The organism is Amycolatopsis sp. NPDC054798 (assembly GCF_053611505.1).
This window is the reverse complement of record NZ_JBSHAM010000033.1, coordinates 45,312-69,268: the sequence shown is the minus strand read 5'-3', so window position 1 is coordinate 69,268 and position 23,957 is coordinate 45,312. Positions and strand designations below refer to the sequence as shown.

Below are 23,957 nucleotides of genomic sequence, written 5' to 3'. Positions count from 1 at the left end.
AGCGCTCACTTGCCCGCCGGCGTCAGGCCGAGCATCTTCTGGAACCGGCGGCGCAGCGGGAACGGCACCGCGCGTTCGGTGTAGAAGCCGAGCTGCTCGTCGAGGGTGTAGGCGATCGGATCGGTCATGCTCATCTTCGACAGCCCACGGGTGAGCTGTTCGAGGAAGCCGGGGAACTGCGACTGCATCGCGTACACCACGCTGTAGTACATGTTGCGGCCCAAGGAAAAACACGGGTAGCGCGCGTCGTAGTTGTCCAGCGAGTACTTCGGGAAGCAGCCGTCGATGATCCGCTTCGGGCACATCCACAGCGGGAAGACGAGCGTGGTGTCGCCGATCTGCCGCGCCGGGAACGGGGCCGGTTTCATCCCCGAGGACACCCGGAACATGGCCTCGCACACCACGTCCTCGAGATTGAGCCCGGTGGCGATGTAGGAGGTCCCGACGTCCTTGGCGCGTTTCGTGAGCGCCAGCCGGATCAGCAGGGTGCCCATGAACTCGAAGTCGTCGCCGGCGAACTCGCGCTCGAACCGGTCGATCAGCGGCGTCGGGTCGTCGACCGGGATGCCGAGCAGGTCCTTGACCTCGTGCTCGTCGATCACCGTCAGGTCGAGCCCGTAGGATTCGCACAGCGCCTGCGCGCGCGGCACCCCGGCGTCCCAGTCCGGGATTCCCTTGAGGATCACCGGATCGATGGTGACGCCGTGGCCGGCGAGCCGGCTCAGTCCCAGCAGCATCGCGTTGCTGTCGCCGCCGCCGCTGACGCCGACCACCAGCGTCGAGCCTTCCGGCACCGCGGCGCGCACGGTTTCGGCGACCCGGTCGGCGATGATTTCCTTGCACTCGTCCGGGCTCAGTTTCTTGAGGAACGCCTCCGCGGTGCCGGACTCGTTGTCCAGCCGCTGGTAGAAGTACTCGGTGCCGAGCGAGGGGTCCGCGCTCTCGATGGTCTTGAAGTCGTCGAGCGCGAAGAGGAACGGATTCACGTTGCGGTTGAAGTAAAGCAGGATCTCCGCAGCGTCCTCGAACTCCGCGAGCCGGGTGTCGAGCGAGGGCGACAGCCGCGGTTCGCCGCCGCTGCGCGGCACCACGTACGCGGCCACCGCGGACCACGGGACCCGGTGCCGGTTGAGCAGGTCCACCAGCCGCTCGTTCCCTTCGCCGGCGAGCACCTGCCTGCCGTGCGCGGTGACGATCGAAATAACGGGAGCGGGGTGCGAATCCATGCGGCCAGCCGTTCCTCTCGGGTCGGTGCGCCCCTCGCGGGGCACGGGCTCAGCCGCCGGGCGCGAAATCGCGGTCCGGCGCCGGAATACGGACAGCGAAAACAGGAGGAAAAGACCGGCGCACGAAAAGCGCGGCACAAGGCGCGCGTTATCGCAGCCGATTAGCGAAGATTTTTTCACCCCAGTACTGCCAGTGACTCCGAAGACCGAGTGTACCCACGCTGTGATCTGCGTCAAGAAGGTCCCGCCCAGCCCGTTCCCATCACCCGAACGGCGCATTTACCGCTTCGCACGGTCACCGTTGCCACCGGACCGGACATTCCCGCTGGTATTGGCAATCGCTCGCACAATGCGAGAACGGAAATGCGCAAACAGTGCGGCTTGATACGTTTTCCGGATTTCCGACCTTAGTCAGCCACGAAAACAACAGTCGACCCTCAACTCGGCTACGACCTCGCGTGTTCACCTCTTCCCCTGCCCGGATTGCCGCGAACGGGGCGTCAACCCGCCGAACGGCCCATTCTCGCCGCCGCGAGCAAATCCGGTTTTCCGTTCGGGACGCAATCCGGGATAGCATCGCGGCGCCGGATCCGGAATCGACCACGGGGGCGAAGATCGACGACATGGACTGGGCCGAGCTCACGCGAATGCCCGCGAAGCGCACCGCTTACCGCCGCGAAACCTATTTCCGGGAAGGGGCGAGGGACACCGCCCGGATCCTCGGCGACCGGGCCGCGGCGATCCTGCGCGGGCACGCGCTGCTGATGGTCAAACCGGACGGCGTCGCGGCGGGCAAGGTGCGCCCGGTGCTCGGCTGGCTGGCGGAACAGGGGTTCGCCGTCCAGGCCGTGCAGCGTCCCGTCTTCACCGGCCAGCGGTGGCGGGAAATGTGGCGGTACCAGCTGACCTCGGCCACTGTGGACCGGCTCGCGCTCAACGACCTGATCTACGTCGGTTCCGGCCTGCTGCTCCTGCTGCGGGACGAACGCCCCGGGCCGATGCCCGCGACGATGCGGCTGGCCGCGCTGAAAGGCTCGGCCGATCTGTCGAAGCAGAAGCCCGGCACGCTGCGCGCCCTGCTGCGCCAGCACAACCGCAACTTCAGCTACATCCACGTCGCCGACGAGCCCGCCGACCTGGTCCGCGAACTCGGCCTGCTGCTCGACCCTCGACAGCGGCGGGAAGCCTTGACCGGACTGGCCTCCGACGCCCCGGCCGGCCTCGCCCTGCTCGACGAAGCAGTCGCCGCGGAAGCCGCCTCCGCCCCGCAGACGTTCGACGCCGACGCGGCCGCCGCTGCCGTGGCAGACGCGCTGAAGCGTTCTGAACACGGCAATCAGGCGCTTCACCTGCTGGAACGCCTGCGGCTGGGGGAAACCGTGCCCTGGATCGAGGTGGCCGAGGCGGTCGCCGAAAGCGGGGCCGAAGTGGACCGCTGGGACCTCGCGGCCGTCGGAGCGAGCCTGATCGAATGCGACGAGCCCGGCGAACCGAAGCTGATCGGCAACCCCGATCCGGCGCTCTGGTCCTGACGTCCTTTGTGGATAGACCAGTCAGCCGATGTCCGGCACGAACGCGGCGCACCGAGCCACCGTCGCGGCCGCCTCCGCGCTCACCGCGTCCGCGAAATCCTCGCCCCATCGCGCCAGGAAAGGGTCCTCGATCCCGGAACGACCGCCGGACAACGCCTCCAGCACCCGCAGGAAACACAACGGCAGATAGCCGAGCGCGTACCCGCCCTCCTGGGTCAGCAGCAACCGGCCGCGCGCGTGCCGCCCGGCGATCTCCGCCATCCGTTCCGTCATCCAGCCGTAGTCGCCCGAATGCAGGCACAGCCGGGCGGACGGATCGAGGTAGCCGCTGTCGAAACCGCACGCCACCAGCACGAAGTCGGGCCGGAACCGGTCCGCCGCCGGGGTCACCACGCGGTCGAACACCTCGCGGTACACCCCGCCGCCCGCGCCCGGCGGCACCGGCACGTTGATCGTGTGCCCGAAGCCCGGACCCTCGCCGCGCGCGTCGAGCCCGCCGGTGCCCGCGGGCCAGCGCCGGTCCTGGTGGATCGAGATCGTCAGCACCGACGGATCCGACCAGAACGCGGTCTGCTGGCTGTTGCCGTGATGGGCGTCCCAGTCCACGACCAGCACGCGGCGCGCCCCGAGCCGCCGCGCCTGCAGCACGGTCAGCACCCCGGTCGCGAACAGGCAGCCGCCGCCAGGGGACGCCTGCTCGGCATGGTGCCCGGACGGCCGGACCAGCGCGTATCCGTTGGTCAGCTCCCCGGCCCAGATGCGGCGGCACAGTTCCCGCGCGGCGCCCACGGCCGCGCAGCCGGCGTCGGTCCACAGCCCGGCGGGCTGTTCCCGTACGTACGCGTCGTCGTGAAATTCCCGCAGTTCGTCCAGCCGGGCCGGGGCGAAGTCCTCGACCCGGACCAGGCCGAGCCCGGCTGCCTCCGCGACCGCGCGCAGGCAGCCGACCCGCGCGCCGACGTCCCACGGCGCGTCCGGCACGAAGGCCGGAACCCGCGCGGACGGGAGAAACGCGGCGGCCGGACCGGAAACCGCCTCCTCGAACAGCGGCGACCAGGCCAGGCCGGTGCTCAGCGGTGGTCCGTTTCGATGATCGGGAACCTCGGGTGGTCCAGCGGCTGGTCGACCTTCAGGCCGAGCCCCTCGGTCCGGTGGTTCGGCGCGCCGGTGTAGCGCGTGCGGACCGGCAGCCACTGCGTGGAGTAGACCCAGCGCGGGGTGTCGGTCGTGTTCGGCGGCGCGTAATGCGTGATGGCGAGGTTGTGCACGGTCGCGTCGCCGGGGCGCAGGTGCAGCGGCGGCGACATCTCGTACTCGTCCAGGATCCACGGATGCTCGTCGACCAGCTGCACCTCGTCGCGCCGGTTGAGGTAGCGGCCGAGCAGCCCGGCCCGGTGCGAACCGCTCAGGAACCGCAGCGAGCCCTTCTCCGGCGGGCATTCCACGAGCGGGACCCAGATGGTCAGCACGCCTTGCCGGTCCAGCGGATGGTGCGGCAGGTCCTGGTGCCACGGCGTCTCGGTGCCGTCGGCGGCCTGGGGCACCTTGACGAAGAAATGGTCGAAATAAAACCGGACCGCGTCGCCCATCAGCCGGCTCGCCGCGGTGGCCAGCGCGCGGGACTGGCCGACGTCGCGGATCCGCGGGTCCTCGTGCGAGCAGCCGTCCCACCGGGCGTACCAGTTGTACTCGTTGGGTTCCAGCTGATCGGAGTCGTCGCGGCGGACGGTCAGCGGGGACTGCTCCCCCATCTTCGCCTTGGCCCGGCGCAGCAGGTCGGCGACGGTCTCGGGCGAGAAGAAGCCCGGCAGCTTCGCCCAGCCCTTTTCCCGGTAGTGGGCGATCTCCTCCTCGGTCACCGAACGGATTCCGGCGGTGGACAGGTGCTCGACCGACATCGCGCCTCCTCGTCGTCACGGATCGTCGCGGACCCCGGGAGAAGGCGAGCGTATTTCCCGATTTCCGGATCGCCGCGGGATTCTTTTCCCGCGCGGGCAGCGTCGAGGGAAAACCCCAGTTCGGACGCGCCGACCGCCGACTCTACGGCAGCCGCGAACACCCCGGCAAGGTCCGCCGGAACCCGGGCGGAAAGCGTTTGTCTCAGGTGGTTCCCGGTCGCCAGCCGAGACAATCGCGGCGGGTGAATTCGCGGCGGTGCAAGGAATTTCTGCGGTAATGTCGGTCGGCGACGCCGCTGCGCACCTGGGAGGGCTCACGATGGACCGTGCGGAGGATCGTTTCGCCGCCGCGATGAACCGGGCGGGAATGGAAGTCCCGGACGATCTCCGCGAAGGGACTTTCGCCGTCTTCCGGGAAATGGCCGTGATGGCCGGGATGATGCGGCGGCCGCGAGCCGCGGAAAGCGAACCGGCCGCGCAGTTCCGCCTTGACGTGCTGGCGCCCGGAGCGGACCGGTGATCCGCCCGGTCCACGAGCTGTCGATCAGCGAACTGGGCACCGCGCTGCGCGCCGGCGAACTCACCTCGACCGAGCTGACCGAGCACACGCTCGCCCGCATCGACGTCATCGACCGCGAGGTGCACGCGTTCATCCGGGTCACGCCCGAACGCGCCCTCGCCGACGCCGCGCGTGCCGACGCCGAGCTGGCGGCTGGGGTCGACCGCGGTCCGCTGCACGGAATTCCCTATGCCCTCAAAGACATCTACGCCACCGAGGGCATCCCGACCACGTGCAACTCGCGGCTGCTGCTCGACAACGTGCCCGCCGAGGACAGCACCGTGCAAGCCCGGCTCGCGGCGGGCGGCGGCGTGCTCGCCGGCAAGCTCAACACCGGCGAATTCGCCCTCGGCACCAGCAGCGACCTTCCCTTCCCCGCCGCCCGGAACCCGTGGAACACCGAGCATTTCACCGGAACCTCCTCCACCGGCAGCGGCGCGGCGGTCGGGGCCGGGCTGCTCCGGCTCGCCCTCGGTTCGGACACCGGCGGCTCGATCCGTTCGCCTGCCTGCCATTGCGGGGCAGTCGGCCTGAAACCCACCTATGGCCTGGTTTCCCGCCGCGGCGTCTACCCGCTGTCGTACTCGCTGGACCATTGTGGACCGATCGCCGGAAACGTCCGGGACACCGCGCTCGCGATGAACGTCATCGCCGGGCACGATCCCCTCGACCCCAGCAGCGCCGACCGTCCGGTACCGGACTACACCGCGGATCTCGGCCGCGGCGTGGAAGGCCTGCGCGTCGGTTACGCGCGGGAAATGTTCACCACGGTCAAAGGCGTTTCCGCGGAAGTGGTCGCTGCCGTGGACGCGGCCGCTTCGACGCTGGCCGGGCTCGGCGCGATCGTCGACGAGGTCCGGCTGCCCGATTTCGAACTGCTCAAGGCGTGCGGACGGCTCATCATGCTGGCCGAAGGATTCGCGGTGCACGAGGAAACCCTGCGCACCCGGCCGCACGACTACGGCCGCTACACCTACCAGCGGATCGCCGGGGCCGCCGGACTCAGCGCGGCGGATTACGTTCAGGCGCAACGATTACGCCGCGAACTGACCGTCGAGCTGAACACCGGCCCCCTCGCCGCGCACGACATCCTGCTCACCACCACCGGCTTCGCCCCGGCCGCGCGGCTGGACGAGTTCCCCCGCGACTGGCCGCCGCCGAGCCTGGCGGTCGGGGTGCTGACCGCGCCGTTCAACGTCACCGGCAACCCGGCTATGTCCGTCCCTTGTGGATTCAGCGCTTCCGGTCTGCCGCTGGGTCTTCAGCTGATCGGGCGGCCGTTCGACGAGCGGACAGTGTTGCGCGCCGGCGCGGCGTTCGAGGCGGCGGCCGGGATCAGCGACCGCCGTCCGGAGTTCGACGTGCTGGAGCGCATCGCATGACCGCACACCGGCTGGTGATCGTCGGCGGCGGACCGGGCGGCACGTACGCGATGGAACGCCTGGCCGCGCTGTTGTCCGCCGCGCCGCCCGGACGTCCGGTGCACATCACCGTGTTCGAGCTGAACGGCCGGTTCGGCGCCGGCTCGACGCACGACGACCAGCAGGTGTGGACGAGCTATCTCAACCGGGTGGCCAGCCAGATCGCCTTCGCCTCCGACGAATCCAACCAGACCGAAGCGCTGCTGCCCCGGCGGCTGCGCCCGACGTTCGCGGAATGGTCGCAAGATCGCTTCCGCGCCACCGGAGACAGCCGGTTCGACCTCGGGCCGCAGGACGTGCCGCGGCGGTATCTGCACGGGCACGCGCTGCGCGACATGTTCGGCCGCTACGCGGACCTCCTCCGGTCGATTCCGGACGTGCACGTCGACCTGCGCGCCGACGAGGCCGTCGACGTGTCGCCGTCGGACGAGCATCCGTTTCTGGTGCACGGCAAAACCACCGCGCCCGTCCCCGCCGACCATGTCCTCCTGGTGACCGGGCATTCCCGCAACGCCCCCGCCCCGGGATCCCGCGCCGCCGCTCTCGCCGGCCACGCAGCAGCCGATCCGCATGCCCGCTACCTGCCGAGCCCGTACCCGCTGGCAACGCAATTGGACGAAACAGCCGTTCCGCCCGGACAGCCGCTGGGACTGCTCGGTCTCGGCCTCACCGCCATCGACGCGCTGCTGCACCTGACCGAAGGGCGCGGCGGCCAGTTCGTCGAGGAAGACGGCCCGCTGCGGCCACGCAGGCTGCGCTACGTGCCGAGCGGACGCGAACCGGCGCCGATTGTCGCGGTGAGCCCGAGCGGCATGTTCACCTCCAGCCGCGCGGAAAACCTCAAGGCCGCCGACCGCACCGGGCGCGGGCACGCCGCGCTCGAGCACCGCCCGGTGTTCCTGACCGTCCCGGTGATCGAGCGGCTGCGCGCCGAGCACGGCGTCCCCGCGCTCCTCCCGACCGGGCCGGTGCGGCAGCTCGACTTCGCCACCCAGCTGTTTCCGTTGGTAGTGCTGGAATTGGCCGAGGTCTACCACCGGACCCTGCTCGGCGACCGCTTCGGCGTCCGGCTGCGTTCCGCCGTCGCCACCCGTTACGAGGAATTCCTCCTGCTCGGCGGCCCCGGCCCGGCCGAGCAGTCGATCGACCGTCTTCTGGAACCGGTGACCCGATGCTTCGACGCCGTCCTCGCCGAGGGCCCGGACGAGGAACAAGCGTCGGCGTTCCGGCGGGTGGTGGACAACGCGTACGGCCATTCCCGGGATCTCGCCGACCACCGGTTCGTCTGGCGCCGATGGTTCGAACCGATCGAACGGGTCCCCGGAATGACCGGAGAACACTGGCGCGCGGCCCTGATCGTCCACATGCGACAGGACCAAGCCGCTGCGGCGCAAGGCAATCTGGACAATCCGGTGAAGGCCGCGTGCGACGGCGTCTGGCGGGATCTGCGGTCGGTGTTCTCCGCCGCGATCGATTTCGGCGGTCTCACCGCCCGTTCGCAACGCGAGTTCGTCCGCACCCATTTGCGGTACTACACGAGGATGTCGAACGGCACCGGGCTCGAACCGATGCGGCGAATCCTGGCGCTGGTCGAGGCGGGCGTCGTGGACGTCCGGATCGGCCCGGACCCGGAGGTGACGCCGGTGCCCGGCGGGTTCCGGATCCGCGGCCCGGTCACCGGCGAAACCCGGGAGGTCGCCGTGGTCGCCGAGGGCCGTGCACACCCCTTCGACGCCGAGCACGACCTGCGTCCGCTCTACCCGAACCTGCTGCGCCGCGGCCTGATCCGCCGCTGGCGCAACCCGCCGGATTTCGAGCCCGGCGGCCTCGACGTCACGCCCGGGTTCCATCCGGTCCGGGCGGACGGGACCGCGGACGACCGGCTGACCGTGCTGGGCAATCCGGTCGAGGGCGTCGCGTATTTCCAGCTCAGCGCCGCCCGGCCGCAGTCCGGCAGTTCGGTGCTCGACAACATCGCCCGCTGGGCCGACCACGCGGTGCGGGCGGCGACCGACGAAAGGGAAACGGCGTGACGCAGACGGAAACCTACCGCGGCCTGGCCAAAGGCGAGCCGGTGCTGCGCCTGGCCGAAGCCGACGAGCCGATCGCCTTCCTCGACCATCTGGTGACCGGCCCCAAGGCCTGGACGCGCGACAGCGTCACGCCCGGCGAATGGGTCGTCTCGCTCACCCCCGCCGCGGTGGCCGAACTGCGCGCCGTCGTGACCCGCCTGCGCGAAGCCCCGCTGCCGTTGCTGCTGCTGGACCCCAGCCAGTTCTCGCTGGCCGAATCCGCCCGCTGCATGGCACGAATCAAGGACCTCCTCGTCACCGGCATGGGCCTGGCCGTCGTGGACGGGCTGCCGATGGACGAATGGACCGACGAGGAAGCCGTCTCGGTGTACTGGCTGCTCGGCCAGTTCCTGGCCACGCCGGTCGCGACGAAATGGGACGGCACGATGACGTATCACGTGACCGACACCGGCAAACGGTTCGGCTACGGCGTCCGCGGTTCGGCGACGAACGTCGAACTGTCCTTCCACACCGACAACGCCTTCGGCTCGACCCTGCCCGATTATGTCGGCCTGCTGTGCATCCGCCCGGCCGCGACCGGCGGGATCAGCCGGTTCTGCAGCCTGTACTCGGTGCACAACCGGATGCTCGCCGAACACCCGGACCTGCTGCGCCGGCTGTACGAACCCGCCTACTACGACCGGCAGGCCGAACACGCGCCGGGCGCGCCGAAGGTGATGCGCGCCAGGATGTTCCGCTACGACGGCGAAAAACTGCACGCCCGACTGGTGCCCGGGCTGATCCGCCGCGGCTACGAAATGGTCGACGAGCCCATGGACGCCCGGCTGACCGAGGCGCTGGACGCGTTGGCCCAGACCATCGCCGACCCGAGCCTGTGGGTGGAGTTCACCATCGAACGCGGGCAGCTGCAGTACCTGAACAACCTCGAATGCGCCCATTTCCGCAGCGCCTTCACCGACAATCCCGATCCCGCGCTCAAACGGCATCTCATCCGCGTGTGGCACCGCGAACACGGCGCCCGCACCTACGACGGGTGACCCACCGCCTGCGCGGTCCACGCTTCCGGCGAAACGGCGGGCAGCAACGCGTGCGGCACCGGACGTTCGTTGTGCACCACGAACGACGCCGTCACGATCACGTCCCAGCGATCGGCCTTGTCGAAGGGCACCAGTTCGGCCAGGTCGTCCCAGGTGATCCGGTCCGCACCCGCGACGACCTCCCGCAACCGGGCGACCGCGGCCTCGCCCGCTATCGGAGCCAGCCGCGCCAGCGTCGCGTCGATGTCCAGGTCGTGCGCCGGGCAATCCGCCTCGATGGCGGCGATCTCCGCGCGCGCCTGCGCCGTGCGGTCCTCGGCGAGATGCGCCCGCAGCTGCGTCAGGAACTGGAGGCGTTCCGGGCGGTCGAGGAAAATCGCCAGCTCGCGCACGATGTCCGACGGTTCGTCCCCGACGTGCACGAAGTTCAGGATCCGGTTGGGCGGGTTCAGTTTCGTGCGCAGATGATGCGGCCCGCGCTTGGCCGGATCGCCGACGCCCTTCAGCTCGCTGAGCCGGACCGTCGCGGGCAAACCCGCTTCGGGCCGGACGTCGCGCGCCAGGAACAGCAGCACATCGTTGGTGAGATACCAGAACGAGCACAACTGCAGCCGGTCGACGGTGTAGATGTGCCAGTCGTAGCGCCACACCTCGCGCATCGAATGCCGGGTGTAGCCGAACCGCGTGGTGGCGACCGGCACGAACCCGTTGTCCGCCAGGTAGTCCATGATCGGGCCGAGCCTGCGGCCGACCACCGCGTCCGGCTTGACCACCAGCATCGCGAGCCCGCCGAGCACGCCGGCCGCCTCGTCGCCGAACACCGCGAGCACGTCCGCCCAGCCCTCGCGGAAATACAGGTCGTAGCCGAAGACTTCGCGTTTCTCCGGCACGACCGACAACTGCCGCCATTCCTCGGCCGTCGGCATGCCGTCGACCCGGTCCTGTCTGCCTGGCGTCCAGATCATCCGCTCATCCTGCCACACCGGCGCACTCCGCCAATCCCCTTTACGGAGGCCGTAATGCCCCTCGCAAACTCCTCGTACGACGCGCTCCCGCTCGGCGACGGCACCGGCTCGCTCAACCTCGCCTGGACCCTCGACGAACGCGAACTGCTCGACGTCGATCTCCCCGCGCTGCTGTCCGCCGAGCTTGCCGACGAATCGACAAATCTGTCCGCCGTGGACCAGTACCTCGTCCAGGACCCGCACGGCTCGGCCTGGCTCGGACCGGTGGTCGCCCGCTTGTTCGGCCAGCCCGGCTGGGACTGCGGCGTCGTGTGCGGCGCCGGGGTGATCTCATTGCTGCACGCGGTTTCCTCGCTCGGCGACGCATGCGTGCTCGGCGATGTTTACCCGGATCTCCCGCATTTCGTCCAGCAGGCCGGCGGCACTCTTACTGCCAGCTTGCGCGAAGCCCCGCTGATCCTGCTCGACCGACCGTCCGCAGTGGACGATGCGTTCGACAGCTTGGCCGCGGTACGCGAGTTATGCGTCGCGGTGGCCGCGCACGGTGGAATCGTGGTGATTGACGAATCGTATGCCAACTACCGCCCGCTGGAATACAGCGCCGCCACCATCGCCGCACAGCTGGACAACCTGGCCGTTTTCCGCGGCCTGTCAAAGGGATACTGGCTAGGCGGGCTCCGGCTGTCCTATTGCGTCTGCTCCCCCGCGCTCACCGAACGGATGACCGCGCTCGTCCCGCCGATGCTCGCTTCCTCGCTGTCGCTCCGCCTCGGTGCCGCAGTGCTCTCGCTCGGCGACATCACCGCCGCGCTGCGGGCCCGGATCGCCGAAGCCACCGCGGAAGCCGTCGCCCTCCTCGCCGCCGCCGGGTTGCCCGCGCCGATCCGGACCGCCAGCGGTCTCCCCCATCTGCACTTCGAGGAGAACCTGGCCTCGCGGCTGCGGCCCCTCGGGATCGTCGGCAAACCGCAGCCGTTCTGGTCCGGACGGCGCGGCGAACCGGTCGAACGGTTCCGGCTGAGCGTTCCGCTGCGGCCGTCGCGGATGGCCGAACTGGAGCGCCGCCTGCTGGCCGGGTGACGCCAGGTATCGTCGAGGGCCCGGACGACAGGAAGGGTGACGCGTGGCCAGGCAGCGGGTTCCGGTAGTGCTCGTCGCAGGTTTTCTCGGTGCGGGGAAGACCACGATGCTCAACCACCTGCTCGCCAACCGCCAAGGCGTCCGGATCGGCGTGGTGGTCAACGACTTCGGCCGCGTGAACATCGACGCGCTCGCCGTCGCCGGGCAGGTCGACACGATGGTGTCGCTCGGCAACGGCTGCCTGTGCTGCGCGGTCGACGCGAGCGGGCTCGACGCGATGCTCGGCAAGCTGTCCCGCCCGGAGGCAGGCATCGACGTGATCATCGTGGAGGCCAGCGGCATCGCCGAACCCCGCGACCTGCTGCGGCTGATGATCGCCAGCGAGAACCCGGACATCCGCTACGGCGGGCTGGTCGAGGTCGTCGACGCCGTGGAGTTCGAGGCCACCCGCGTGCGGCATCCGGAGCTGACCGAGCATCTGCGAGTGGCCGACCTGGTGCTTCTCAACAAGATCGACCGGGTCGACGCCGAGACGCTGGCCAAGGTGCGAAGTGTCGTCGAGGAGCACGCGCCCGGGGTGCCGGTGGTGCTCACCGAACAGGGGCGGGTCGATCCGGAGCTGTTTTTCGATCCCCGGCCTCGGGAAAGTTACGGGCAGTTGTCTTTCGACGATCTGCGCGAGCATGATCATTCCGAGCATTTGCACGCGCGGTACGAGAGTGTCTCGTTCACGTCGGAGCGGCCGCTTTCGCCTCGGCGGTTTCTCGCGTTTCTGGAGGGGCGGCCGGCTGGGTTGTATCGGGTCAAGGGGCATGTCGACCTGGGGGTGCCTGAGGTGCGGTCGCGGTTCGGGTTGCATACCGTGGGGGCGTTTGTGCAGGTGGAGCGGTCGGCTTGGCCGTCGGGGGTGCGGCGGACGGAGCTGGTGTTGATCGGGGCCGGGATTGATGCGGCTGAGATCGAGCGGGAGCTTCGGGCTTGTGTGGCCGAGGAAGAGGGGCCGGATGAGCGGGGGCTTTTGCGGTTTCTGCGGTATTTGGACGAGCCTGGCGAGGAATCGCGGCACGCCGAAGGAGCGTAAACGCGGGGGTTGGCGGCTGGGGGGTCGCAGTATGTCGTGGTAGCTCGGATTGGCCTCTTTTGGAGGGCGAGTTCCATGGCGGAGACTGTTGCTGTCCGGTGGTACCTGGTGGGGGCGCTGCCGGAGGACGATCCTGTCGCGCATGTGATGACGCGGGCGGATGATCTTCGGTATCGGAGATCTGCTTGCGGGGAGCGGGATTCTCGGACTTGGACGCCGGTGGAGTTGGCCGGGGAGGTTACGGCTTGTCCGGGGTGTGTGGCTCGTTTGGCTGGGTCGGGCGGGGAGGTTGGGGAGGAGCAGTTGGCGTTTGATCTGCCGTTGGGGTGAGGGGGTGGCTCGTCGCCTGGCGGCGACATTGCGCCCGGACTAGTTGGGGGCACCCCGAAGCCCAGTGTGCTGACGGTTGGGGGGTGTTTTTAAAGGGGTTAAATATGCATTAAAAAACACCCCCCAACCGCAGAGAAGGCTTCGTATCGGGGTGCAGGGCGGGGGCTGGGTGCCTGGGTGGTTTGGGCGCGGTGGCGGGGGTTTAAGGAGTGGGGGCTAGCGCCCCAATGCCACATTGGGTGCGTCTGACGCACCCAACGCCGCATTCGGTGCGTGCGGACAAGCCCGGGGCGGTCCGTGAAGGACGTGAGGGGAACCCTGGGGGAATCAGAGGGCGTGAGGGTGGCCCTCACGGACGTTCGGGCGGGCTTCCGGCGGTGCCGGATTGCTGGGAGGTGCGGGAGTCCTCGGCGGTGCAGGTCGAAGCCGTTCGCGACCGCACTGGCCTCAACTGCAACGGTGAGTGCAGGGCTTCAGCGATCTTGGGAAGATCTTCCGGACGCGCCTTCGCGGCGAGTGTCCTTACCGTGAGCCACTTGCACAACGGGCGGACAATGCTGCCGATGACTGTGCCGATGACAGCAACTATCGCCGCGTACTCGGTGAGGCCCGTCGCCATGGTCGCTCCCTGCCTGCCTGGTCGGGCAGACAAGGACACGTCAGCCCGACCAATGTTTCCATTGGGCAAGCTAAGGGCCCCTTATCCTTAGCGCGGCTGAACGTCCCACCTCACCGTCCCACCTCAAAACAGATGGCACGTTCACATCGCCGTAGCGCTTAGATTACCAGCCAGCTCGCTCCTCGGCAGCCATCTTCTTGGCCCGGCTGGGCGCGACCCGGGGCGGCTCGTTCGGCATCTTCGGGTACACCGGCGGCCAAGGAGCATCCATCAAGCCGCCAGCCAGATCTTCCCGGGACATCTCCAGCAAAGCCTCGATCGACTGCAGCCGCTCGTTCGCCCCCGCCCACGGATCGCCTCGTTCGGCCACCAGGGCTGGAACTGTCGACAGCGTCAAGGTATCTGGCTCGACGCTGTCCAGTTCGTCCCACGCGATAGGCGTGGACACCTGTCCGCCGACTCTCGGCCGTACGCACCAAGCTCCGAAAACTGTCTTGTGCGGCGCGTTCTGATTGAAATCTACAAAAACCCGCGAACCGCGTTCTTCTTTCCACCACTGCGCCGTGATGAGGTCCGGATGCCGCCGTTCCAAAGCGCGCGCCAACGCCACCGCTGCGGCCCGCACCTCGTATCCGTCCCAGCGCGGTTCGAGCATCGAGTACAGGTGCAGGCCGCGCGAGCCGGAGGTTTTCACGTAGACCTCGATTCCCAGCTCGGCAAGGAATTCCCGTACCAGAACCGCGGCCTCGCGCAGCTGCGGGAAGCCGATCCCGGGCGAAGGGTCCAGGTCGATGCGCAGTTCGTCCGCGATGTCCAGTGCCGACGCGCGGTTCGGCCACACGTGGAAGCCGAGGCAGCCCTGGTTCACCGCCCACAGGACGTGCGCCAGGTCCGCGGCGACGAGGGCGTCGCTGGTGGTGCCGTTCGGGGTGGAAACAACTGCGGTGGTCAGCCAGGAAGGAGCGTTTTTGGGCGTGCGTTTCTGGAACCACGATTTTCCGCCCGCGCCGTCCGGATAGCGTTCCAGCAGCAATGGGCGTCCGCCAAGGCGAGCCAGCAACGGGCCCGCGACAGCTTGGTAATAGCGGACCAGATCGAGCTTCGTCTCGCCCCGTTCCGGGAAATACACCTTGTCCGGACTGGAAATCGTCAGTTCCACGCCGTCGAGTTCCAGCGTGACCCCGCTCATCGGGCCTCCCCGAACAGATCCGCCAGTTCCGCCGGCGGGGCCTCTTCCAGTTGCGCGTAGGTGCACGATTCCGGGGTCCGGTCCGGGCGGAAGCGCACCAGCCGTCCGCCGTGGCGGAAGCGGCCGCCTTGCAGGTGTTCGTAGCGCACTTCGGCGACCTGTTCCGGGCGAAGCGGTTCCCATGACAGGTCCTTGTCCGGTGCCCATCGGCTGTTGGCACCCGGCCGACGCACCTCTTCGGACTGCCATTCCGCCCAGGTGCGCCACGGATGGTCGTCGAGCGCGTTCTCCCGCCAGGGGGCCAGTTCCTCGACCAGTTCCTGCCGCCGCGCCGCGGTGAAGCTGCTCGCGACGCCGACGTGGTGCAGCGACCCCTCGTCGTCATACAGCCCGAGCAGCAGCGATCCGACGCCCTTGCCGTCCTTGTGCCACCGGAAACCGGCAACGACACAGTCCGCGGTGCGTTCGTGCTTCACCTTCAGCATCACGCGTTTGTCCTGCTCGTACGGCAGTTCGGCGGGCTTCGCCATGACCCCGTCGAAGCCCGCGCCCTCGAACCGCGTGAACCAGTCCTGCGCGGTGTCCGGATCCGTCGTGAGCGGGGTCAGGTGCACCCGCTGCAATCCGCTCGAGGGCGCGAAAATCCCCTCCAACGCCCGCCGCCGCTCGGCGAACGGCTCCCCGGTGAGGTCCCGCTCCCCCAGCGCGAGCAGGTCGAACGCGACAAAGCTGGCCGGGGTCTCCTCCGCCAGCTTCCGGACCCGGCTGGCCGCCGGATGCAACCGCAGCTGCAACGCCCCGAAGTCGAGCCCGCGCGGGGTGACCAGCACGATCTCGCCGTCGACGACGCATTTGTCCGGCAAGGCGTCCCGCAGCAGCTCGACCAGCTCCGGGAAGTACCGGGTGAGCGGCCGGTCGTTGCGTGAGCCGAGTTCGACCTCGTCGCCGTCGCGGAACACCACGCAGCGAAAGCCGTCCCACTTCGGCTCGTACCAGAACCCGCCGTCGCGCGGCACCTCGTGCACAGCTTTGGCGAGCATCGGCCGCACCGGCGGCATCAGGGGTAGCTCCACCTGCGCGATCCTAAGCGGAACAGACGCTGACCTGCACCTTTTACTAATCCGACCAAAAGTAGGCCGACCCCCGCTCGGCACGTAACCGTTGCTGCGAAGCCATTAGGCCGTGACTGTGGTCGGATTAGTAACGATCGGCGCTGTACCAGCACGCCAGCACCAGCCCCCCGCGCGGCTTGGGGGTGAAGTACGTGGCCTTCCGCGGCATCCGCCGTCCCGCCGCGTGCACCGCCTGCACCGTCTCGAACGGCACCGGGGCCAGCTGCACCACCGCGTCCGCGTCCGGCGGGACCGGGCTGCCCGGCAGCAGCGGGCGCACGTGCGGGCCGTCCGGGTCGAGGCCGAGCAACGAGCCCAGGAGCGTCTGTTCCACCACCTCGTGGTCGATCACCAGCGGATCCGTGCCCGGCAGCCGCGCCCGCAGCACGCGCGATCCGGCCAGCACCACCGCCGTGCCGGGGCAACCGGGCGGGGTCGCGTCGTCCGACCAGGCCACGTCCAGCCCGGCCTCCTGCCAGGCCGCGAACAGGCTCTCGGCGCTGTGCCCGGTCCCGAGGAGCACGCGGTTGATCGCCCGGATCTCCAGCTGCGACCCCGCGGTGACCAACGCCAGCAGCTGCCCGCTTCCCGCCGCGGCCGCGACCCGGTGATTCCCGTCCGCCACCAGCAGGTCGCTCGCCGACGCGGCGTCCAGCAGCCGTTCCTGCAGCTCGCCCGGCCGCACCACCCACAGCTCGTGCGACAGCCCCGCGCGGTCCACAGTGGACACATCGGGGTCCGCCGAGCCGGCCGCCTCCTTGACCGCCGCCGTCAGCTCCGCGCCGTCGCCGACCGGGACGAGCAGCGCGGCGCTCGTCGCGCAGCCGAGGCCGTCCAGCACCGCCGCGCGCTCGGCGACCACCTCCGGATAGACCTCCTCGGTGTGCTTCACGTGCGCCCCGGCCGACGTCAGCTCCCGGACGTCGACCAGGCACAGCACTCCCGCGATGTTTTCGCCGATCCGGTAGGCCGCGACGAACCCGGTTTCCGGCCGGTAATGCCCGGCGAGCAGCCGTTCGAGGGTCGCGCGGGCTTCCGGCAGCGCGGCCTCGACGTCCAGCCCCGCCGCCAGCGCCGCCGGAGTCCGCGCCGGATGCTGCGCCGCCAGCAGCGTGTCCCCTTCCGCCGCGGCGAGCGCCCTGGTCACCGCCTCCGGTTCGGCGAACTCGTCCACATCCGGTCCCGGCACCGCGCCCCGCACGACCCAGCCCCGGCCGATCGGCCGCACCCACCTGTCCATCCCTCCATCATGACGGCCAGGCGAACACCAGGGCACCGATCGTTCGGCTGGGGAATGCTTGCCGGGGCGAAGGAGTTTATTCCCGGCATGGGTAGCACGAGCAGTCCGCCCGCGGCGAAACGCGCCGCCGTAGGCCTTCGTTCCGAGCGGGGTCCCGTCCTCGCCGCCGTCATGCTGAGCACCGGCCTCGTGGCCCTCGACAGCACCATCATCGCCACCGCGGTCCCTTCGGTGGTCCGCGACCTCGGCGGGTTTTCCCAGTTCCCGTGGCTGTTCTCGATCTACCTGCTCACCCAGGCGGTCACCGTGCCGCTGTACGGCAAGTTCGCCGACGTCCTCGGCCGCCGCCCGGTGATGTTCTTCGGGATCGCCGCGTTCCTGCTCGGCTCGGTGCTGTGCGGCTTCGCGTGGAGCATGCCGGTGCTGATCGCGGCGCGCGCGGTGCAGGGCATCGGCGCGGGCGCCGTCCAGCCGATCAGCATGACGATGGTCGGCGATCTGTACACCGTCGAGGAACGCGCCCGGGTGCAGGGCTACCTCGCCGGCGTGTGGGCGGTCGCCTCGGTGATCGGGCCGACGCTCGGCGGCGTGTTCGCCGAATACCTCAGCTGGCGGTGGATTTTCTTCGTCAACCTGCCGCTCGGCGCGCTCGCCGCGTGGATGCTCTACCGCAAGTTCACCGAGCAGGTGAAACGCACGCGGCACAAGGTCGACTACGCCGGTGCCACACTGCTGACGCTCGGCTGCGCTTTGCTGATCCTGGCCCTGCTGGAAGGCGGGGTCGCGTGGAGCTGGACGTCCGCGCCGAGCCTGGCGATCTTCGCCGTCGGCGTGCTGATGCTGGTCACGTTCGTGCTGGTGGAACGCCGGGCGGAGGAACCCGTGCTGCCGCTGTGGGTGTTCACCCGCCGCACGCTGATCGGCGGGAACCTCGTCGCGCTCGTGACGGGTGCGGTGCTGCTGGGCTTCAGCTCGTTCCTGCCCACGTACGCGGAAGGCGTGCTCGGCACCGACGCGCTCACCGCGGGCTTCGCGCTGGCCGCGCTGACGATCGGCTGGCCCATCGCGGCTTCGCTGTCCGGAAAGATCTACCTGCGGATCGGATTCCGCGACACCGCGCTGATCGGCAGCGGATTCCTGCTCGTCGGGGCCGTCATGGCGACGTTCCTCGGCCTGGACTCGGTGGTCTGGATGGCCGCGGCGGCGGTGTTCGTGGTCGGGGTGGGGCTCGGTCTTTCGGCGAGCCCCACCGTGGTGGCCGTGCAGTCGACCGTCGGCTGGGAGCGCCGCGGCGTGGTGACCGCGACCAACATGTTCAGCCGTTCGCTGGGCAGCGCGGTCGGCACGGCGATCTTCGGCGCGATCGCCAACGCCACCCTCGCCGGCCGGTTCGCCAATCCGCCCGCGGAGGTAGCCGGACAGCTCCCGGCCAGCGTCGACGCCACCAGCCGGATCCTCAGCGGCGCGCACGACAACTCGCCTGCGACGGCGTACGTGCGCGAATCGCTCGCCGGGGCCACGCACAACGTGTTCCTCGCGGTTGTCGCTGTGTCGGTCGTCAGCGTCCTCGCGCTGCTGCTCATGCCGCGCAAGACCGAGCAGCTGACGTTCTAGTTCTGCAGCGGAACGAGTTCGCGCACGAAATCGTCGAGGAACTGCCGGTAGTCGCCGGAGTACCCGGGCCGGACCACGAATTTCGTGAGTCCGGCCTCGAGGTGCTGCTCGATCATCCGGCGGGCCTCGGCCCAGCTGGTGGGCACGAGATCGGTGGCCGGACGGCCCGGATTGCGCTGCTGCGCCACCGCCCGCAGCCTCTCCGGGATCCCGTGCAGGGCCAGGACCAGGCTCAGCCCGAAGTGGTCCGATTCGATCTCCCGGCCGGCTTCGGCCGCGGCCTCCTGAATCGCCAGCCGCGCCGCGCGGGACTGCTCGGGCGTGTGGAAACTGCCGAGCCACCCGTCGGACAACCGGCCCGCGCGACGCAACGCGGCCGGGGCTGCCCCGCCGACCCAGACGTCGAGCCGCTTCGCCGGACGCGGCCCGATCGTCACCCCGTCGACCTGGAAAAACTCGCCGTCGAAGGAAACGTTGTCCTGTTCGAGAAGCAGCCGCAGCAAGGCGAGCGATTCGTCGAACACCGCCGCGCGCCGGCCGTCCGGCACCTGGAACAAGCCGCGTTCCGCGGGCTGCGCGGGAGTCAGGCCGAACACCGGCAGCACGCGTTTCGGAGCCAGCCCGGCCAGCGTGACCAGCTGTTTCGCGACCAGCACCGGGTTGCGTCCGGGCAGGATCGCGACGCCAGTGCCCAGTTTGAGCCGTTCGGTGCGAGCCAGCGCGTGCGTCATGCCGATCAACGGGTCGACGTCCGGCGAATAGACCACCTCAGACAGCCACAGCGAGTCGACGCCCGCCGCCTCCGTCAGCTCCGCCAAACCGCTGAATTCCGCCGGCCCGGTCCCGAGTCCCGGAGCCACCCCCACCCGGATCTTGTCCACACTCGCTCCGCTCAGTCGACACTTTCCGTTGAGCAGAACCGGATCCGGGCGCTGGTTCTTCCCGCTAGGCGGTCGCTTCGATCACCCGGCCCAGCGCGGCGTGCAGCGCTTCCAGCTCGGAAACCTCCATGCCGAGCCGCTCCACCACGCGATACGGGATTTTCTCCGCCTCGGCGCGCAGCTCCCGCCCCTTTTCGGTGAGTTCGACGGTCAGCTGGCGTTCGTCGGCCCGGCTGCGGCCGCGGGTCACGTACCCGACCGCCTCCAGCCGTTTGAGCAGCGGCGACAGCGTCGCGGGCTCGTGCCGCAACGCCGTGCTGAGGTCCTTGACCGACCGCGGCGACTGTTCCCACAGCGCCAGCATCACCAGGTACTGCGGATGGGTCAGCCCGTGCGGCTCCAGCAGCGGCCGGTAAATCGCGATCACGCTGCGCGAGGCGACCGACAGCGCGAAGCACACCTGCCGGTCGAGCTTCAGCGGGTCCTCGCCAAGGTCGATCTCGGCCACTCGTCCTCCTCGTGCTCGGGCCCACTCTAGCGCGGGCTGCACCACACTAATAGTTAGTGTACTAATCATTAGTGTACTCTGGTCGCAGACCCCGAGGAGGGACGATGACCGAACGGCCCGGCGTTCTCCGCTGGTTCTGGTACGCGGTGAGCGGGCGGCTCCCCGAGCGCTACCGGGACTGGCTGCTGCACGACGCGACGTCCAAGCACTGGAAGGCGCGGCACGTCCTGCGCGCGTCGGTGGGCATCGCGCCGCTGTGCCTGGTCTGGCTGCTGCTGCCGGCCCCGCTCGGGCTGCGGCTGGCGATCGTGCTGATGGCCGCGCTGGTGTCGTACTTCTACTCGTGCGCCTACATGGAGGAAAGCATCGACCACCGGTTGTCCCGCAACGGTTTCCCGCCCGGAACCGGCAAGCGGATCCGGCGCGAGAAAGCCGCCGAGGCAGGCGCCGAGGCGACCGCCCGCTACATCGCGGCCTACCGGCGCGACCCCGCCGACTAGACTCGGGAGCCGATGAGACGCAAGCGCCCGGCCCCGATCCCGCCCCGGCACGGCCTAGACCCCGCGCGGCTGCGGCTGCCCGACGAGGGCCCGTGGGCGACACTGCTGGAGCACCTGGTCGAACGCCTGCCCCGGGTAGCCCCCGCGCGCATCGAGGAAATGCTGCACGAGCAGCGCATCCACGGCGAGGACGGTCCACTGGGGATCGACGCGGCCTACGTTCCCGGTTCGTTCATCTGGTTCCACCGCGATCTGCCGGACGAGGTCCCGGTGCCGTTCGACGTCACCGTCCTGCACCGCGACGAACACCTGCTGGTGGTCGACAAACCGCACTTCCTGGCGACGATCCCGCGCGGACGGCACGTCCTGGAAACCGCTTTGGTGCGCCTTCGCCGTTCGCTGGACCTGCCCGCCTTGTCCCCCGCGCACCGCCTCGACCGCGTGACGGCGGGGTTGGTGATGTTCGTGATCACGCCGTCCGCGCGCGGCGCGTACCAGACGATGTTCCGCGATCGGTTGGTGCACAAGGAATACGAAGCGATCGCGCCGTACGATCCTGCCCTCGAGCTGCCGCGGACCGTGCGCAGCAGGATCGTGAAGGAACGCGGCGTGCTGGCCGCGCAGGAGATTCCCGGACCGCCGAATTCCGAGTCCACAGTGGAGCTTCTCGAACACCGGGACTGGCTGGGCCGCTACCGTCTCACTCCTGCTACTGGACGCACGCACCAGCTGCGGGTGCACATGAGTTCTTTGGGAATCCCGATCCTTGGCGACGATTTCTATCCGGAGCTGCACGAGAAACCGCTCGACGACTTCACGAAACCGTTGCAGCTGCTGGCCAAAGTGCTGGAATTCGAGGACCCGCTGAGCGGCGAGCCCCGCCGGTTCACCAGCCGCCGGTCGCTCTCGGCGTGGGATTCGCTGGAAGAATGGGCTAGCTGACGGCTGCCGCCAGGAAATGCGCGCTGGCGTTGATCAGGAGCGGGTCCTGTTCGACCAGACGGGCGCAGCAGAGGGCCGCGTCCACGCGTGCGTCGAATTCCGCTATTCCGGCGACGTCCAGCGCCGGCCAGGCCGGGCCTTCCACTCCGTACACGGAAACCTCAGCCAGGCCAGCGGTTTCCAGCTCGCCGCGAAGCTCGTCCGCGGTGTGGAAATGCGCGGGTACGAAGCCGACATGGTCGCCATAGCGGCCAGTAGCGATGACGGCCCTTACCGCCGGGCTCAGTTGTTCCGTGAGCTGGCCGTTGGTTCCGGTCTCCATAGCGGAGAGATAGCGGCTTATCGCGGCGGCGAACAAAATGCCACCCGGGCGAAGCACGCGCCTCGCTTCGGCAAGCGCTTGCGCGCGATCGCCGGATTCGGTCAAGTGATAGAGCGGGCCCATCAACAGCACGACATCCGCGCTGTTGTCCGGCCAGGGCAAAGCCCGGGCGTCGCCGACCTCCGCTGTGACTCCTTCGATCTCGGCTGCCTGTGCGACATGACTGGCAACCGGATCGACTACGTGCACCGAATGCCCGTCCGCGGTCAGCCACCGGGCGTGTACCCCGGTCGCCCCGCCGACGTCGAGCACTCTCTGCCCGGATGCAGGCAGCGCTCTTCGCACGAGTTCCTGCGTGCGCCGGAATTCCAGCCTGCCGTGCGGCGATCGGGCCAGCCGCGTGTTCTCCGTGGTCTCGGTGTCGTAATGCGCAACGAAAGTCATGACCGCAACAGTGACCGAATTCCCCTGACGCAGCAACGGAATTCCCGCCGGACGGATGCCGGGCATCCGTCCGGCGAGCCCGCGATCACCTGGTCCAGAACTTGATTCCGCTCCACTGCACGGTAATCGGCCCGGCACCGCTGGCCGTCCGATACGACCCGAACTTGTCGTAGTAACTGCCCGACGGGCTGTCGTCCGTCTGCTTCAGCGAACCGTTGATGTACACCTTGTGCGAACTGCCGACCTGATTGATCGTGTTGACCCGCACCGAAGTCCCGACCGTCGCGCCGGTCGCCACGGTCTGGCCGTTCTCCACGGCGTAAAGCCGCCCGCCCTTTTCCACCGCCAGCAGGAAATACGGCCCCGCGTTCGAACCATCGCGGAACGTCTGTTTCAGGCTGATCCGCGAGCCGCCCATGCTGGTGATCTTGAAGGAACCCTCGAACTGGTGCGTGCCGCCGGTGTAGGTGTCGTAGCGGCGCTCGGCCCGCTGTTCGCCGCTGCCGTCGGAGCAGGTCAGCTTGAAGGTGAGCCCGCTGATCTGGCCGCAGCCCTTCTGCTGTTCCTTGTAGCCCGGCGACCAGGGCTTCCAAGTGCCGCCGCCGACCTGGGCGTCCGCGACCGGGGCGAGAATCGCCATCCCGCACACCGCCGCCGCCACTGCTCCGCCGATCCGGGTTCTCGTGCGCACGTGCCAACCTCCGTCGAACTCAGGGCGGCGGTAGCGGTACAGGTCCAGACCACTGGGTGATCACTGTAAGTCCCCGGCCGGTCGCGGACAAGGGCTCCTCCCTTGACGACTTTGTTTGTCACTGCTTGGCTCAGGGGATGCAGGACGTCGAAGTGATCGAGGACCCCGCCGTCGCGGCGGCCGCGCTGGACCCGGTGCGCGCCCGCCTGCTGGCCGCGCTGACCGAACCGGCGTCCGCCGCGGCGCTGGCCGCCCGAGTGGGGCTGACCAGGCAAAAGGTCAACTACCACCTGCGCGCGCTCGAAACGCACGGCCTGGTCGAACCCGCCGGGACCCGGCAGTGGGGCGGCCTCACCGAGCGGCTTTTCGCCGCCACCGCCGGTGCCTACCTGGTCTCCCCCGCGGCACTCGGCGCGGCGGGCTCCGCCCAGGTCGCACCGGACCGTCTTTCGGTGAGCTACCTCCTGGCCGTCGCGGGCCGGACCCTGCGCGAGGTCGCCGGCCTGGCCCGGCGCGCCGCCCGCGCGGGCAAACCGCTCTCGACGCTGACCCTGGACACCGAAATCGCCTTCGCCTCCGCCCGCGACCGGTCGGCGTTCACCGACGAGCTGACCACCCTCGTAACCGACCTCGTGTCCCGCTACCACAACGAATCCGCCCCCCACGCCCGGCACCACCGGCTGGTCGTCACCGCGCATCCCAAACCCGCCGACTAGTTCATCCGAACAGGTGT

At 69.2% G+C, this 23,957-nt stretch carries 23 protein-coding genes; 11 read left to right on the top strand and 12 right to left on the bottom strand.

Features of this window, described 5'->3' with window-relative positions:
- Positions 1–5: 5 nt before the first annotated feature.
- Complete coding sequence (locus ACWGIC_RS21445; protein ID WP_452077705.1) at positions 6–1,226, bottom strand: hypothetical protein; 1,221 nt, start codon at positions 1,224–1,226, stop codon at positions 6–8.
- A gap of 623 nt (positions 1,227–1,849) precedes the next feature.
- Here ACWGIC_RS21445 and ACWGIC_RS21440 point away from each other — a divergent pair.
- Complete coding sequence (locus tag ACWGIC_RS21440) at positions 1,850–2,758, top strand: nucleoside-diphosphate kinase (RefSeq protein ID WP_452077704.1); 909 nt, start codon at positions 1,850–1,852, stop codon at positions 2,756–2,758.
- Between the two features lie 21 nt (positions 2,759–2,779).
- Here the strand turns inward: ACWGIC_RS21440 and ACWGIC_RS21435 are convergent, their stop codons facing one another.
- A complete protein-coding gene (locus ACWGIC_RS21435; RefSeq protein ID WP_452077703.1) occupies positions 2,780–3,739 on the bottom strand; it encodes a hypothetical protein in 960 nt (319 codons plus the stop codon).
- Between the two features lie 89 nt (positions 3,740–3,828).
- Positions 3,829–4,656, bottom strand: coding sequence for a phytanoyl-CoA dioxygenase family protein (locus ACWGIC_RS21430; protein WP_452077702.1), 828 nt, complete (start codon positions 4,654–4,656; stop codon positions 3,829–3,831).
- 277 nt (positions 4,657–4,933) lie between these two features.
- Here ACWGIC_RS21430 and ACWGIC_RS21425 point away from each other — a divergent pair, with 277 nt between their 5' ends.
- Genes ACWGIC_RS21425 through ACWGIC_RS21410 form a run of 4 tightly spaced genes read left to right on the top strand, consistent with a single transcriptional unit; the run spans position 4,934 to position 9,706 of the window.
- Positions 4,934–5,176 carry a hypothetical protein gene (locus ACWGIC_RS21425; protein ID WP_452077701.1) on the top strand — a complete coding sequence of 81 codons (243 nt, stop codon included), beginning with the start codon at positions 4,934–4,936 and terminating at the stop codon, positions 5,174–5,176.
- Entirely contained in the window at positions 5,173–6,597 is a 1,425-nt protein-coding gene (locus tag ACWGIC_RS21420; protein ID WP_452077700.1) for an amidase, read from the top strand. Before ACWGIC_RS21425 ends, ACWGIC_RS21420 begins: the two co-directional genes overlap by 4 nt.
- Entirely contained in the window at positions 6,594–8,669 is a 2,076-nt protein-coding gene (locus tag ACWGIC_RS21415; RefSeq protein WP_452077699.1) for an FAD/NAD(P)-binding protein, read from the top strand. Before ACWGIC_RS21420 ends, ACWGIC_RS21415 begins: the two co-directional genes overlap by 4 nt.
- Positions 8,666–9,706, top strand: coding sequence for a TauD/TfdA family dioxygenase (locus tag ACWGIC_RS21410; protein ID WP_452077698.1), 1,041 nt, complete (start codon positions 8,666–8,668; stop codon positions 9,704–9,706). Before ACWGIC_RS21415 ends, ACWGIC_RS21410 begins: the two co-directional genes overlap by 4 nt.
- Here the strand turns inward: ACWGIC_RS21410 and ACWGIC_RS21405 are convergent.
- Positions 9,694–10,671 carry a nucleoside-diphosphate kinase gene (locus ACWGIC_RS21405; protein WP_452077697.1) on the bottom strand — a complete coding sequence of 326 codons (978 nt, stop codon included), beginning with the start codon at positions 10,669–10,671 and terminating at the stop codon, positions 9,694–9,696. The genes ACWGIC_RS21410 and ACWGIC_RS21405 overlap by 13 nt on opposite strands.
- Before the next feature lie 54 nt (positions 10,672–10,725).
- Between ACWGIC_RS21405 and ACWGIC_RS21400 the strand changes: the two genes are divergently transcribed.
- Both ACWGIC_RS21400 and ACWGIC_RS21395 read left to right on the top strand, forming a co-directional pair.
- Positions 10,726–11,751, top strand: coding sequence for an aminotransferase class I/II-fold pyridoxal phosphate-dependent enzyme (locus tag ACWGIC_RS21400; RefSeq protein WP_452077696.1), 1,026 nt, complete (start codon positions 10,726–10,728; stop codon positions 11,749–11,751).
- A 43-nt stretch (positions 11,752–11,794) separates the two neighbouring features.
- Positions 11,795–12,832 (top strand): CobW family GTP-binding protein, encoded by a 1,038-nt coding sequence (locus ACWGIC_RS21395; protein ID WP_452077695.1) that lies wholly within the window; start codon positions 11,795–11,797, stop codon positions 12,830–12,832.
- A 679-nt stretch (positions 12,833–13,511) separates the two neighbouring features.
- On the opposite strand, the gene ACWGIC_RS21390 is transcribed toward ACWGIC_RS21395, so the two are convergent.
- The 4 genes from ACWGIC_RS21390 to ACWGIC_RS21375 form a co-directional block, all read right to left on the bottom strand.
- Positions 13,512–13,781 carry a hypothetical protein gene (locus ACWGIC_RS21390; RefSeq protein ID WP_452077694.1) on the bottom strand — a complete coding sequence of 90 codons (270 nt, stop codon included), beginning with the start codon at positions 13,779–13,781 and terminating at the stop codon, positions 13,512–13,514.
- Positions 13,782–13,944: 163 nt separating this feature from the next.
- Positions 13,945–14,970 (bottom strand): non-homologous end-joining DNA ligase, encoded by a 1,026-nt coding sequence (gene ligD, locus ACWGIC_RS21385; protein ID WP_452077693.1) that lies wholly within the window; start codon positions 14,968–14,970, stop codon positions 13,945–13,947.
- Positions 14,967–16,043 (bottom strand): ATP-dependent DNA ligase, encoded by a 1,077-nt coding sequence (locus ACWGIC_RS21380; protein ID WP_452077692.1) that lies wholly within the window; start codon positions 16,041–16,043, stop codon positions 14,967–14,969. Before ACWGIC_RS21380 ends, ligD begins: the two co-directional genes overlap by 4 nt.
- A 124-nt stretch (positions 16,044–16,167) precedes the next feature.
- The gene (locus ACWGIC_RS21375) at positions 16,168–17,322 is read right to left on the bottom strand and encodes a DUF1015 family protein (RefSeq protein ID WP_452077691.1); all 1,155 of its coding nucleotides are present in this window, start codon (positions 17,320–17,322) and stop codon (positions 16,168–16,170) included.
- Positions 17,323–17,409: 87 nt separating this feature from the next.
- On the opposite strand from ACWGIC_RS21375, the gene ACWGIC_RS21370 reads away from it, so the two are divergent.
- Complete coding sequence (locus tag ACWGIC_RS21370; protein WP_452077690.1) at positions 17,410–18,936, top strand: MDR family MFS transporter; 1,527 nt, start codon at positions 17,410–17,412, stop codon at positions 18,934–18,936.
- On the opposite strand, the gene ACWGIC_RS21365 is transcribed toward ACWGIC_RS21370, so the two are convergent.
- Positions 18,933–19,817, bottom strand: coding sequence for a TIGR03854 family LLM class F420-dependent oxidoreductase (locus ACWGIC_RS21365; RefSeq protein ID WP_452077689.1), 885 nt, complete (start codon positions 19,815–19,817; stop codon positions 18,933–18,935). The two genes, ACWGIC_RS21370 and ACWGIC_RS21365, sit on opposite strands and share 4 nt — an antisense overlap.
- 64 nt (positions 19,818–19,881) lie before the next feature.
- The gene (locus ACWGIC_RS21360; RefSeq protein ID WP_101438764.1) at positions 19,882–20,325 is read right to left on the bottom strand and encodes a MarR family winged helix-turn-helix transcriptional regulator; all 444 of its coding nucleotides are present in this window, start codon (positions 20,323–20,325) and stop codon (positions 19,882–19,884) included.
- A 104-nt stretch (positions 20,326–20,429) separates the two neighbouring features.
- Between ACWGIC_RS21360 and ACWGIC_RS21355 the strand changes: the two genes are divergently transcribed.
- Together ACWGIC_RS21355 and ACWGIC_RS21350 are read left to right on the top strand one after the other, a co-directional pair.
- Complete coding sequence (locus ACWGIC_RS21355; protein ID WP_452077688.1) at positions 20,430–20,825, top strand: DUF5313 domain-containing protein; 396 nt, start codon at positions 20,430–20,432, stop codon at positions 20,823–20,825.
- A 12-nt stretch (positions 20,826–20,837) separates the two neighbouring features.
- The gene (locus ACWGIC_RS21350; protein WP_452077687.1) at positions 20,838–21,767 is read left to right on the top strand and encodes an RluA family pseudouridine synthase; all 930 of its coding nucleotides are present in this window, start codon (positions 20,838–20,840) and stop codon (positions 21,765–21,767) included.
- Here the strand turns inward: ACWGIC_RS21350 and ACWGIC_RS21345 are convergent.
- On the bottom strand, positions 21,760–22,533 hold the full coding sequence (locus ACWGIC_RS21345) for a class I SAM-dependent methyltransferase (RefSeq protein ID WP_452077686.1): 774 nt from the start codon (positions 22,531–22,533) through the stop codon (positions 21,760–21,762). The genes ACWGIC_RS21350 and ACWGIC_RS21345 overlap by 8 nt on opposite strands.
- A gap of 85 nt (positions 22,534–22,618) precedes the next feature.
- A complete protein-coding gene (locus ACWGIC_RS21340; RefSeq protein WP_452077729.1) occupies positions 22,619–23,173 on the bottom strand; it encodes a hypothetical protein in 555 nt (184 codons plus the stop codon).
- A gap of 188 nt (positions 23,174–23,361) precedes the next feature.
- Here ACWGIC_RS21340 and ACWGIC_RS21335 point away from each other — a divergent pair, with 188 nt between their 5' ends.
- A complete protein-coding gene (locus ACWGIC_RS21335) occupies positions 23,362–23,940 on the top strand; it encodes an ArsR/SmtB family transcription factor (protein WP_452077685.1) in 579 nt (192 codons plus the stop codon).
- Positions 23,941–23,957 lie beyond the last annotated feature (17 nt).